At 19.6% G+C, this 13,339-nt stretch carries 18 protein-coding genes and 1 pseudogene; all 19 read right to left on the bottom strand.

Translation table 11 applies throughout. From position 1 onward, the window contains the following. Positions 1–8: 8 nt before the first annotated feature. Complete coding sequence (gene rpsN / locus JRY34_RS01015; RefSeq protein WP_208967056.1) at positions 9–314, bottom strand: 30S ribosomal protein S14; 306 nt, start codon at positions 312–314, stop codon at positions 9–11. 15 nt (positions 315–329) lie between these two features. Further along, positions 330–881 (bottom strand): 50S ribosomal protein L5, encoded by a 552-nt coding sequence (gene rplE, locus JRY34_RS01010; RefSeq protein WP_233455694.1) that lies wholly within the window; start codon positions 879–881, stop codon positions 330–332. Beyond that, positions 868–1,104 carry a KOW motif-containing protein gene (locus tag JRY34_RS01005; protein ID WP_208967055.1) on the bottom strand — a complete coding sequence of 79 codons (237 nt, stop codon included), beginning with the start codon at positions 1,102–1,104 and terminating at the stop codon, positions 868–870. Before JRY34_RS01005 ends, rplE begins: the two co-directional genes overlap by 14 nt. Positions 1,105–1,106: 2 nt before the next feature. Beyond that, complete coding sequence (gene rplN, locus JRY34_RS01000; protein WP_148708449.1) at positions 1,107–1,478, bottom strand: 50S ribosomal protein L14; 372 nt, start codon at positions 1,476–1,478, stop codon at positions 1,107–1,109. Positions 1,479–1,481: 3 nt separating this feature from the next. Next, a complete protein-coding gene (gene rpsQ / locus JRY34_RS00995) occupies positions 1,482–1,721 on the bottom strand; it encodes a 30S ribosomal protein S17 (RefSeq protein WP_267910903.1) in 240 nt (79 codons plus the stop codon). Positions 1,722–1,724: 3 nt separating this feature from the next. Beyond that, positions 1,725–1,913: a hypothetical protein gene (locus JRY34_RS00990; RefSeq protein ID WP_208967053.1), complete on the bottom strand. Its 189-nt coding sequence runs from the start codon at positions 1,911–1,913 to the stop codon at positions 1,725–1,727. A gap of 7 nt (positions 1,914–1,920) precedes the next feature. After that, entirely contained in the window at positions 1,921–2,334 is a 414-nt protein-coding gene (rplP, locus tag JRY34_RS00985) for a 50S ribosomal protein L16 (protein ID WP_208967052.1), read from the bottom strand. Between the two features lie 8 nt (positions 2,335–2,342). Beyond that, positions 2,343–2,972, bottom strand: coding sequence for a 30S ribosomal protein S3 (rpsC, locus tag JRY34_RS00980; protein ID WP_208967051.1), 630 nt, complete (start codon positions 2,970–2,972; stop codon positions 2,343–2,345). A 16-nt stretch (positions 2,973–2,988) separates the two neighbouring features. Beyond that, on the bottom strand, positions 2,989–3,330 hold the full coding sequence (gene rplV, locus JRY34_RS00975; RefSeq protein ID WP_233455693.1) for a 50S ribosomal protein L22: 342 nt from the start codon (positions 3,328–3,330) through the stop codon (positions 2,989–2,991). Positions 3,331–3,334: 4 nt separating this feature from the next. Further along, the gene (gene rpsS, locus JRY34_RS00970; protein WP_208967050.1) at positions 3,335–3,619 is read right to left on the bottom strand and encodes a 30S ribosomal protein S19; all 285 of its coding nucleotides are present in this window, start codon (positions 3,617–3,619) and stop codon (positions 3,335–3,337) included. After that, on the bottom strand, positions 3,619–4,449 hold the full coding sequence (rplB, locus tag JRY34_RS00965) for a 50S ribosomal protein L2 (RefSeq protein WP_208967049.1): 831 nt from the start codon (positions 4,447–4,449) through the stop codon (positions 3,619–3,621). Before rplB ends, rpsS begins: the two co-directional genes overlap by 1 nt. 16 nt (positions 4,450–4,465) lie before the next feature. Next, complete coding sequence (locus JRY34_RS00960) at positions 4,466–4,723, bottom strand: uL23 family ribosomal protein (protein WP_148708442.1); 258 nt, start codon at positions 4,721–4,723, stop codon at positions 4,466–4,468. Then, positions 4,720–5,328 (bottom strand): 50S ribosomal protein L4, encoded by a 609-nt coding sequence (gene rplD, locus JRY34_RS00955; protein ID WP_208967048.1) that lies wholly within the window; start codon positions 5,326–5,328, stop codon positions 4,720–4,722. The genes JRY34_RS00960 and rplD overlap by 4 nt, the downstream gene beginning before the upstream one ends. 23 nt (positions 5,329–5,351) lie before the next feature. Continuing rightward, positions 5,352–5,996 carry a 50S ribosomal protein L3 gene (gene rplC, locus JRY34_RS00950; RefSeq protein WP_208967047.1) on the bottom strand — a complete coding sequence of 215 codons (645 nt, stop codon included), beginning with the start codon at positions 5,994–5,996 and terminating at the stop codon, positions 5,352–5,354. Between the two features lie 5 nt (positions 5,997–6,001). Then, a complete protein-coding gene (gene rpsJ, locus JRY34_RS00945) occupies positions 6,002–6,319 on the bottom strand; it encodes a 30S ribosomal protein S10 (protein WP_208967046.1) in 318 nt (105 codons plus the stop codon). A 7-nt stretch (positions 6,320–6,326) separates the two neighbouring features. Continuing rightward, complete coding sequence (fusA, locus tag JRY34_RS00940; RefSeq protein WP_208967045.1) at positions 6,327–8,444, bottom strand: elongation factor G; 2,118 nt, start codon at positions 8,442–8,444, stop codon at positions 6,327–6,329. Positions 8,445–8,479: 35 nt separating this feature from the next. After that, positions 8,480–8,962, bottom strand: a complete 483-nt coding sequence (gene rpsG, locus JRY34_RS00935; RefSeq protein WP_148708437.1) for a 30S ribosomal protein S7 — start codon at positions 8,960–8,962, stop codon at positions 8,480–8,482. 9 nt (positions 8,963–8,971) lie between these two features. Continuing rightward, entirely contained in the window at positions 8,972–9,343 is a 372-nt protein-coding gene (rpsL, locus tag JRY34_RS00930) for a 30S ribosomal protein S12 (protein ID WP_148708436.1), read from the bottom strand. 29 nt (positions 9,344–9,372) lie between these two features. Beyond that, positions 9,373–13,326 (bottom strand): annotated as a pseudogene (gene rpoC, locus JRY34_RS00925) (DNA-directed RNA polymerase subunit beta'); the annotation flags it as partial. Positions 13,327–13,339 lie beyond the last annotated feature (13 nt).

Below are 13,339 nucleotides of genomic sequence, written 5' to 3'. Positions count from 1 at the left end.
TTATATTTTTACCAACTAGATTTTTTAATACCAGGTATATTACCTAATAATGACAATTCTCTAAATTTTATTCTACTTAAACCAAAGTATCTAATAAAACCTCTTGGTCTTCCTGTAATATAACATCTATTTCTTAATCTTACTATAGATGAATCTTTAGGTAATAATTGCAATTTTATATTAGCTTTCCATTTATCTAAACTACTAAATTTATTTGATTTTATTATAAAATTTAATTTTTTTCTTTTTATATAATATTTATTTATTAATAATTTTCTTTTATTATTTCTTTCTATTAATGATTTTTTTGTCATATTTATTTTTAATTTTTATTTTTTAAAAGGAAATTTTAACATCTTTAATAAATACAAAGATTCATTTATACTATTTGACCTTATAGAAATATTTATATCCATACCAATTATTTTATAAATTTTATCATATTCTATATCTGTAAAAATTATATGTTCCTTAATTCCTAAATTATAATTTCCAAACTTATCAAATGAATTTTCAGATAAACCCCTAAAATCCCTTATTCTAGGCATAACAACATATATCATTTTTTCAATAAAAGACCACATTTTTCTTTTTCTTAAAGTTACTTTAAGTCCAATATTAAATCCTTTTCTAATTTTAAAATTAGAATTAGACTTCTTAGCTTTAGTAAAAATTGGTTTTTGACAAGATATTTTAGATAAATCATTATATGCATAATCCAACATTTTTTTATCAGATATATATCTACCTAATCCAATATTTATAACTATCTTTGAAATATTCGGAACTTGCATTATAGATTTATAATTAAATACTTCATTCATTTTATATATAATTTTTTTTTTATAAAAATTATATAATTTTACTTTAATCATTTTCATTTTTTAAAAAAACAACATTAGAAATATGAATTTTAGATTCTTTTAAAAAAATAAAAGATTTACTACTATTTATATTTTTTTTAATATGTTTATGAACTAAATTAATTTTATCAACAATTAAATAATTTTTATTTTTAAAAACTTTTTTTACTAAACCTATTTTATTTTTATATTTACCATAAATTATTTTAACATAAACATTTTTTTTTATCTTACTTTTCATATTTAAAATAATTCATTAGATAAAGATACAATTTTATTAAATCCTTTATATTTTATATCTTTAGATATAAATCCTATTATTCTAGTACCTATTGGAATATTCATATCATTTAATAAAACACAAGAATTAATATCAAAATTTATAAATATATTTTCATTTTTTCTAAATTTTCTTTTTTTAGTTTTAACTACAATAGCTTTATAAACATCTCCTTTTTTAACTTTACTTTTATTATTAATACTTTTTATAGAAACTTTAATAAAATCACCTACAAAAGCATATTTTTTTTTAGATCCACCTAAAACCTTAATGCATAAAACTTTTTTAGCTCCAGAATTATCTGAAACATTTAATATAGTTTGTTCTTGTATCATATTTTATATTTTTTTTTTAACAAATATCCAAGATTTCTTTTTAGATATATTTTTACATTTTTTAATATATATATAATCCCCTACATTACATAAATCATTTTTATCATGAACAATTATTTTAATACTTTTCTTTATTTTTTTTTTATAAATATTATTTTTTTTATAAAAAATTTTTATACATATTAAAGACTTATTCATTTTTTTACTAAAAACACGTAAAATTATTAATTTATTATCACTCATATCTTATTTTTTTTTATTTTTATATATTTTATTAATTAGATTTAAAATATTAGATATATTTTTTTTATTTTTTTTTAATAAATTATTATTTTTTAATAAATTTATATTAAATTTATATTTTAGTAAAAATTTTTTATATAATAAAAAATTTAATTTATATTCTAAATCTTTTATATTTAAAAAAATATTCATAATTTAATTATATTAATTTATTTTTAATAATAAAACATGTTTTAAATGGCAACTTATAAGAGGCTAATCTAAAAGCTTCTTTTGCTATATTTTCTGTAACACCACTTATTTCATACAATATTTTACCAGGTTTAATTATAGCAACCCAATATTCAACATTACCCTTACCTTTACCCATTCTAACTTCTAAAGGTTTTTTTGTAATAGGTTTATCTGGAAATATTCTTATCCATATTTTACATTGTCTTTTAACATACTTATTTATAACTATACGAGCTGATTCTATTTGTTTAGAAGTTAATCTACCTCTACCTAAGGATTTTAATCCAAAATCACCAAACTCAACATTCATATTTATTGAAAAACCTTTATTTCTACCCTTTTGACATTTTCTATATTTACTACGTTTTGGTTGTAACATATTTAATTTTATTTATTTTTTTTAAATATCCAAACTTTTATACCTATAATACCATAATTAGTTTTAGCTATAGATTGACTAAAATCTATATTTGCTCTAATAGTATGCAATGGTATTCTTCCTTCTTTATACCATTCTCTTCTTGATATTTCAGCACCACCTAACCTACCATTAACTTGTATTTTAACCCCTAAAGCACCATATTTCATAACATTATTAATATATCTTTTCATAATTTTCCTAAAAGAAATTTTTCTTTCTATTTGATAAGATATATTATTAGCTATTATACTAGAATCTAAATTATAATCTTTTAATTCAATAACATTTAACTTAATATATTTATTATTTAACATTTTAACTATTCCAATCCTTAATTTATCTATATCCTCACCTTTTTTCCCTATTATTATTCCAGGTTTAGATGTTACTATATTAATAATTATATTCATATATAAAAATTCTATTATAATATTAGAAATATAATTATTAGGTAAATTATTTTTTAAATAATTTCTTAATAAAATATCTTTTTCTATATTATCAATAATTTTTTTTTTATTATTTGAAAACCATAAAGAATTCCATTTTTTTATAAAACCTAAACGAAATCCTAATGGATTAACTTTTTGACCCATATTATTTTTTTTTATACTATTTTTTATTAGACAAAATTACTGTTATAATAGATGTTTTTTTAAATATATTATCAAATCTACCTCTAGCCCTAAACATTATTCTTTTTAAAATAGGACCTTTATCTATTAAAATTCTATGTATTTTTAAATAATCTATATTCAAATTATAATTATGTTCCGCATTTGATATAGCAGATTCTATAGTTTTTTTTATTAAAAAAGATCCTTTTTTATTAGAAAATTTTAATATATTAATAGTATTAAATATACTACTATAGTCTATTATTTTTAGTATTAATCTTAATTTACTAGGAGAAATTCTAGCATTTTTATATCTAGAAAAAATAAAATAATTCACAAATTTATACCTTTTTAAATTTTCTTTTATTAGTAGTATGTGATTTAAATTTTCTTGTAAAAACAAATTCTCCCAATTTATATCCTATCATTTCTTCTGTTATATATAATGGAATATGTTTTTTACCATTATGAACATTTATAGTTAATCCAACCATATTCGGATATATAGTAGATCTCCTTGACCATGTAGTTATATTACCACTATTTTTAACATTACTTAAATATTTATTAACTTTATTATATAAACTTATATCTATAAATGGTTTTTTTCTTAATGAACGTGACATTATTTTCTTCTTTTTATTATATATTTATTAGTTTTTTTATTATTTCTTGTTTTCATACCTTTACAATTTTTTCCCCAAGGAGTAACAGGATGTCTACCAAAATTTCTACCTTCACCACCACCATGAGGATGATCAACAGGATTCATAGCAGTACCTCTAACAGTAGGTCTTACACCCATCCATCTTTTACGACCAGCTTTACCAATTTTTTTTAACATATGTTCATTATTACCTACTTCACCAATAGTAGCTCTACATTGATTATTTATTTTTCTTATTTCTCCGGATTTTATTTTTATTATAACATATTTATTATCTTTAGATACTATTTGAGAGTAATTACCAGCTGATCTAGATATTTTACCTCCTTCACCAGGATTAATTTCAATATTATGAATTTTATATCCTATAGGTATATTTACTAATTTTAATGAATTACCTATTTTTAAAAAATTCTCATTATAATTATTAATAGATATAACTTTATCACCTAAATTAATATTTTTAGGAGATATTATATATCTTTTATCGCCATCTTTATAAAATATTAAAGCTATATAACAAGACCTATTAGGATCATACTCAAATCTTTTTACATATCCTATAATATCTATTTTATTCCTCTTAAAATCTATTATACGATATTTTTTTTTATGACCTCCTTCTATATGTCTTGTTGTTATTCTACCTAAATTATTTCTACCAAAATTTCTTTTTAAAGGTACAATTAATTTATTAATAAATTTTTTTTTTTTATATAAAAAATTATTTTTATTTTTTATATAATGTCTTAATCCTGGAGTTACTGGCTTAGATTTTATTAATATCATTTTATTATTTTATTAATTATTTTAAAAAAATATAAGCTTTTTTAAATTTTATAAATTTTCCTTTTTTATATATTTTATAATTAACAATATTAACTTTTTTAATATAAATATTAAAAATATTTTTAAATGCTAATTTAACAAAATTTTTATTAATATTATAATATATTTTATATGATATAATTTTTTGATTATTAAATAAATAAGTAGTCTTACTAGAAAGACATATTTTTTTTAAAACATCAAATAAAATTCTATTATTTTTTATAAAATTCATTTTTTTAATAACCTTTCTTCAATTTTTTTTATAGAATTAAATGTAAATATAATAAAATCATAATTTATTATTTTACTTATTATAATATTATTTAAATTCATAATACAAATATTATATATATTCTTTGAAGATAAAAATAAATTTTTATCATAATTTTCAATTATAAATAATAATTTATATTTTAAAATACTACTAAATTTTTTAAATAAAGTTTTAGTTTTATAATTTTCTATATTTAAATCTTCCATTATAATAATTTTTTTATTACTAATAAATCTAGATAATATACACTTTAAAGCTTTACAATACATTTTTTTATTAATTTTTTTTTTAAAGTTTCTTACTTGACTTCCAAAAGTAACACCACCAGATCTCCAAATTGGACTTTTTTTACTACCAGATCTAGCTTTTCCAGTACCTTTTTGTTTCCAAGGTTTTTTATTAGATCCTTTAACTCTTGATCTATTTTTATTAAACTTAATATTTTTTCTATTTATAGATAATTCAGTAATAATAACCTGATTAACTAAATTATTATTATAACAAATTTTAAAAACATTATCTGATAAAAATATATTTTTTTTATTTTCAGTAATTAATTCCATAATAAAATTATTTATTTTTTTTTTTAAATTTCATACTTAATAATTAAAATATTTTTATTCGAACCAGGTAAAGAACCTTTAATAATTAACACATTATCATTACAGATATTACTTAATATTTTTACATTTTTTATAGTAACATTAACATTACCATAATGTCCTGACATTTTTTTACCTTTTAAAACTCTACCTGGACTTTGATTTTGCCCTATAGAACCTGGTGCTCTATGAGATAAAGAATTACCATGACTTGAATCTTGTTTACTAAAATTCCATCTTTTTATAACACCTGAAAATCCCTTACCTTTACTCTTAGAAGTTATACTAATATTATTAGAATTTAATAAATAATCAATAGATATAGAATAACCTATTTTAAATAATTTAATAAAACTATTATCTAAATTTATTTCATGTAAAGTATTTCCATTAAAAATATTATATTTACTTAAAATACCAATAAAAGATTTATTTTTATTTTTATTATTAAAAATGTTTTTAGATAAAATTTTTAAATTTATAAAATCTTTATTATTTTTTATATCTAATATTGTATTATCTAATATTTTTACTAAAGTAACAGGTGTACAACTAAAATTATTATATATTGTACTCATACCTAATTTTATACCAAATATTTTAACAATATTTTTATTATTTAAATTCATATTTTTTATATAATATCTATTTTTATTTTTATACCTGATGATATATTTAAACGTAATAACAAATCTATCAATTTATTACTATATTTTTTTATATAAAATAAACGATTATGTATACAAAATTCAAATTGTTCTCTAGCATCTTTATTAACATGAGGAGATGTAAGAACTATAAATTTTTTTCTTTTATTAGGTAATGGTATAGGACCAGATATAGTAGCATTACTTTTTTCACAAATTTTTATTATTTCTTTCATTACAAAATTTATTAACTTAATATCAAAAGATTTTACCTTTATTTTTATTATATTTAATTTTTTATACATAATATTTTTAATTTACTTTTTTACTTTTTGAATCTATTATTTTCTTAGAAATTTCAATAGGAACTTCTTTATATTCATAAAAATCCATACTATAACAAGCTCTACCTTTAGTTTTTGATCTTAATTCTGTTGAATAACCAAACATTTCAGATAAAGGTATATAAGATATTATTTTTCTTAAATTATTAAAAGTTTCCATATTATTTATAATACCTCTCTTTCTACTTATATCACTAATAACATCACCTATATATTCTTCGGGAGTTTCTACAAAAACTTTCATTATAGGTTCTAATAAAATTGGTTCAGCTCTTAAAAACGCTTCTTTAAATGCAATAGAACTAGCTATCTTAAAAGCTATTTCTGAAGAATCTACCTCATGATAAGATCCATCATAACATGTAGCTTTTATATTTATTATAGGATAACCAGCTAATATTCCAATTTTCATTTGTTCTTGTATACCTTTGTCTATAGAAGGTATAAATTCTTTTGGTATTACACCACCTATTATATTATTAATAAATTCATAATCTTTATATTTATTAGGTTCTATTTTAATAAATACATGACCATATTGACCTCTACCACCTGTTTGCCTTATATATTTACCTTCATAAGAAGATGTTTTCTTAATAGTTTCTTTATAAGAAACTTGAGGTATACCTGTATTAACATTTAGATTATATTCTCTTTTCATTCTATCAACTATTATTTCTAAATGTAATTCTCCCATACCTGAAATTATAGTTTGATTAGTATCATTATCAATATAAACCTTAAAAGAAGGATCTTCTTGCAATAATTTATTTAATACAATACCCATTTTATCTTGATCATTTTTAGTTAACGGTTCTATAGACATAGAAATTACAGGATTTGGAAATTCTATTTTTTCTAATAATATAGGATAATCTATACTACATAAAGTATCACCAGTAGATATATCTTTTAATCCTATTATAGCAACTATATCACCTGAAAAAACATTTTTTATATCTTCTTTTTTATTAGCATGCATTTGAACTATTCTACCCAACTTTTCTTTTTTATTTTTAGTATAATTTAAAATTATATCACCAGATTTAATTTTACCAGAATAAACTCTTATAAATGTTAAATTACCAACAAATGGATCTGTACAAATTTTAAAAGCTAATGCCGAAAAATGATCATTATCACTATTTTTTCTATAAATACTTATATATTTATTACCATTTTTAATAACACCTTTTATATTTGATAAATCATTAGGAGATGGTAAATAATCTACTATAGAATCTAAAACAGGTTGTATACATTTATTTTTAAATGCAGATCCACACATTATTGGAAATATTTCATTTTTTATAGTTCTTATTCTTAATCCTTTTTTAATTTCATTTTCAGTTAAAGTTCCAGTATTAATATATTTATCAAATAGTTCATCACAAGATTCAGCTGCAGTTTCCAATATAATATTTCTTAATTCACTTACTTTATTTTTAAATTCATTAGATATATTATCATAAATTTTAAATTTAGTACCAAAATCACTATTTTCCCAATATATAGACTTCATTTTTATAATATCTATTATTCCAGTAAAATTTTCCTCTTCACCTATATTTAGTTGTAAAATAATAGGATTAGAATTTAATTTAGTCTTTATTTCATTAATAACATTTAAATAATTAGCTCCAGATCTATCCATTTTATTTATAAAACCTATTCTAGGTATATTATATTTATTAACTTGTCTCCAAACAGTTTCAGATTGAGATTGTACTCCACCTACAGAACAATACAACATTATTGCTCCATCCAAAACTCTCATAGAACGTTCAACTTCTAAAGTAAAATCTACATGACCAGGTGTATCTATAATATTTATTTTATAAGGATTACTATATTGATTATACATACCATTCCATAAACATGTTGTAGATGCAGAAGTTATAGTAATACCTCTTTCCTGTTCTTGTTTCATCCAATCCATAGTAGCTAAACCATCATGAACTTCACCAATTTTTCTATTAATTCCTGTATAAAATAATACTCTTTCTGTAAAAGTAGTTTTTCCAGCATCTATATGTGCACTTATTCCTATATTTCTATATCTATCTATAGATATAATACGATACATTTTTTTTTTTAAAAATTAATTATTTTATTTTTATTTTATTTTTTATTATTCCATTTATAATAAGAAAAAGCTTTATTAGAATCAGCTATTTTATGAATTTCATCTCTTTTTTTAATAGATAATCCTTTATTTTGAGATATATCAATAATCTCATCATACAATTTTTCTATCATAGAATTTCCAGATCTCTTTCTAGAAAATTTAACTATCCATTTTAATGCTAAAGAATTTTTTCTATTATCATTTATTTCAAAAGGAACATTATATGTAGATCCTCCTATTTTCCTAGATTTTATTTCAACCATAGGTCTTACTTTATTTATAATTTCTTCAAGTAAATCTATTTCATTTTTATTTATTTTAAGTTTTATCATATTTAATAAACTATAAACTATTTTTAATGCTAAGGACTTTTTACCGTTTTTCATAACAATATTAATAAATTTTGACACCAAAATAGAATTAAACTTAATATCTGGTAAAATTTTATTTTTTATTTTTATTTTTTTACGTGACATAAAATTATTTTATTTTAACATTTTTGTTCCATATTTAGATCTACTACTTTTTCTATTTTTCACACCATCACAATCTAAAACACCTCTTACCACATGATATCTTACTCCTGGAAGATCCTTTACTCTACCACCTCTTATTAATACAACAGAATGTTCTTGTAAATTGTGTCCTTCTCCTGGAATATATGCAGTTACTTCTAAACCATTAGTTAATTTAACTTTACAAACTTTTCTTAAAGCAGAATTAGGTTTCTTAGGTGTCATAGTATATACTTTAGTGCATATACCTCTTTTTTGAGGACATGATTTTAAATGTGGTACATCTGTTTTTTTTAATTTAATTTTTCTAGGATTTTTTATTAATTGATTTATAGTAATCATAAATTATAAAATTAATTATTTTTTTTATTTTTATTATAATAATAATAACCTGTACCAGCTGGTATTAATCTACCTAATATTACATTTTCTTTTAATCCTTTTAAAAAATCTATTTTACTACAAATAGCAGAATTAGTTAATATTTTAGTAGTTTCTTGAAATGATGCTGAAGAAATAAAAGAATCAGTTAATAAAGAAGATTTAGTTATACCAATTAAACTATATTTATAAACAACAACTCTTTTTTTATTTTTAATTAGTTTTTTATTAATCTTTCTAACATAATTTAATTTTATATAACTATTTTTTATTAATTTTGAATCACCAGAATCTAATATAATAACAATTTTTAACATCTGTTTAATTATTATTTCTATATGTTTACTATTTATTTTAACACCCTGAAGTTTATAAACATTTTGTATTTCATTTATAATAAAATTAACTAAAGAATCTAATCCTTTTATTCTTAATATATCATGTATAGATATATTACCTGTAGAAATAATATCTCCTTTATTAACATAATCATTTTCAAAAACTATCATATTTTTATTTTTATTTATATAATTTTCATGAATAATAACATTATTATTATTTCTTATAAGAATTTTTTTTTTATTTTTTTCTATTTTAAAACTTATAAATCCTGTTTCTTCAGCTAATAAACATGAATTTTTAGGTTTTCTAGCTTCAAATATATCTGAAACTTTTGGTAAACCACCTGTAATATCTTTTATTTCATTTATATTTTGAGGAGTTATAGCTATAACATCACCTAAATTAATATTATCGAAATTATTTATATGTATAATAGATTTTTCTGGAATATAATATTTTTTTAATATATTATTATTACTATCAACTATATTTATATAAGGTTTATAATCATAATTATTATAATTAGAAATCATAATTTTACAAGGTATACCAGTATATTCATCTATTTTATTTATAAAATTTTTATTTTCTATTATATTTTCAAATAATATTTTACCTTTAAATTCAGATATTATAGGTATTGATCCATAATCCCATGAAGCTATTATTTCATTTTTATCTACTAAATCATTTTCTAATTTATTTAATATACTACCATAAGGTAATTTATATTTTTCTATTATTTTATTTAAATTAATGTTTAAAATACCAACTTCAGAATTTTTAGATATAATAACATTTTCATTATTTGAATTTTTTAAAAATTTACAATTAAATAACTTTAAAATTCCAGAATTTTTAAATTTTATATTAGAACTACCAACTATTGAAATAGCTCCACCTATATGAAATGTTCTCATTGTTAACTGTGTTCCAGGTTCACCTATAGATTGTGCTGCTATTATGCCAACAGATTCCCCTATATTAACAATATTACCTTTTGATAAATCAATACCATAACATAAAGAACATATTCCATTATTTAATTCACAAGTTATAGGTGATCTAATATATATATGATTAATATATAATTTTATAATTATATCAAATATTTTATAATCTATTAAAGTATTTCTACTAAATAATAATTTATTATTATCATATATATCATGTGATAAAATTCTACCAATTATTCTATCTTTAAATAATGATATATAATTATCATTATTTACATTATCTAATTCTATTTTAATTCCATTATTAGTTTTACAATCTTTTAATAATATAACTATATCTTGAGCTACATCAACTAATCTTCTTGTTAAATACCCTGAATTAGCAGTTTTTAATGCAGTATCAGATAAACCTTTTCTAGCACCATGAGTAGATATAAAATATTCTATTATATTTAAACCTTCTTTAAAATTAGATTTAATAGGATTCTCTATTATATATCCATCTGTTTTAGTCATTAAACCTCTTATACCAGATAATTGTCTTATTTGAGCTAAAGATCCTCTTGCTCCAGAATCTATCATCATAAATATATTATTATAATCTAATTTAACATCAGAAATTTTATCTATCGTAATTTTAGATATAACTTCACTAACTTCCGACCATATATCAATAATTTTATTATACTTTTCATTATAAGTTAGCAATCCTAATTCATACTGTTTATTAATATAATTAACTTCATTATTAGTATCATTTATAATCTTATCTTTTTCATTTGGAATAATTAAATCATCTAATCCTATTGATATACCAGAAATAGTTGCATATTTAAAACCTATTTTCATTAAATTATTTAATAATATAACAGTATCCTTTAAATTCAAATTAAAATATGAATAACTTATTATATTTAATATTAATGATTTATTTAACGTATTATTTATTAAATAAAAAGGTATAAATTTTGGTATCACATTCCATAAAATACATCTACCTACAGTAGTATTAACTATTATTTTGTATTCATTTTTATTATTATCATAATCTGTAATTCTTACTTTTATATTATCATTTATTCCTAAAATATTTAAATTAAAAAATTTTTCTATTTCATTTATATCATAAATATTTTTATTAATAGTAGAATTTCCAACTTTTGTTAAATAATATATACCTAATACCATATCTTGTGAAGGAAATATTACTGGATCTCCATTAGCAGGAGATAATATATTATTAACAGACATCATTAATATTCTTGATTCTAATTGAGACTCAATAGTTAATGGAACGTGTATAGCCATTTGATCTCCATCAAAATCAGCATTATATGCTGAACAAACTAATGGATGTAATTGTATTGATTCTCCATTAATTAAAACAGGATCAAATGATTGAATACCTAATCTATGTAAAGTTGGAGCTCTATTTAACAATATAGGATGATCTTTCATTATATCTTCTAATATATCTAATATTATTGGATCTTCTTTATTAAGAATTTTTTTAGACATCTTTATACTAGAAGAAATTTTTAAATATTCTAATTTTCCGTATATAAAAGGTTTAAATAATTCTATAGCTATTTTTTTTGGTATTCCACATTGATTTAATTTTAAATTAGGACCTGGTATAATAACAGATCTACCTGAAAAATCAACTCTTTTTCCTAATAAATTTTGTCTAAACCTTCCATATTTACCTTTTATCATATCAGATAAAGATTTTAACTGTTTTTTATTTGAATTTAAAACATATTTACCTCTTCTACCATTATCTAATAAAAAATCTACAGATTCCTGTAACATTCTTTTTTCATTTTTTATTATTATATTAGGAGCAGATAAGTCAATTAATCTTTTTAATCTATTATTTCTATTTATTATTCTTCTGTATAAATCATTTAAATCAGAAGTAGCAAATCTACCTCCTTCTAATGGAACTAATGGTCTTAAATCAGGAGGTAAAACTGGAATAACTGTTAAAATCATCCATTCAGGTTTATTATTAGAATTAATAAAAGACTTTATTATTTTCATTCTTTTATATATCCTGTTTCTTTTTTCTAATTTATTTTCTAGATTAAATTTTTTAATTAATAATAAATATTCTTTTTTTAAATTTATTTTCTTTAACAAATCAAATATAGCTTCAGCTCCTATCTTAGCAACAAATTTACCAAAATATTTTTTATTCAATAATATATAATCTTCTTCATTTATTATATTTCCAACTTTTATATTACTAATAAATGATTCTGTAATTATATAATTTTCAAAATATATAACTTTTTCTATATCTTTTAAACTTATATTTAATAAAATACTTATTTTAGAAGGAAGTGATCTTAAAAACCATATATGACAAACTGGAGATACTAATTCTATATGTCCCATTCTATTTCTTCTAGATTTAGAAGAAATTATTTCTACTCCACATTTTTCACATATCATATCTTTATATTTTATCTTTTTATATTTACCACATATACATTCATAATCATTTATAGGACCAAATATTCTAGAACAAAATAATCCATCTTTCTCAGGTTTTAAAGTTCTATAGTTAATAGTTTCTGGTTTTTTAATTTCACCATAAGACCATGATCTAATTTTATCAGGAGATGCTATAGATATCTCAATAAAATCAAAATTT

This window comes from Candidatus Nardonella dryophthoridicola (assembly GCF_017656055.1).
Taxonomy (GTDB): Bacteria; Pseudomonadota; Gammaproteobacteria; order Enterobacterales; family Enterobacteriaceae; genus Nardonella; species Nardonella dryophthoridicola.
Note: the sequence above shows the minus strand (reverse complement) of the source record. Positions and strands in the feature narration are given on the sequence as shown.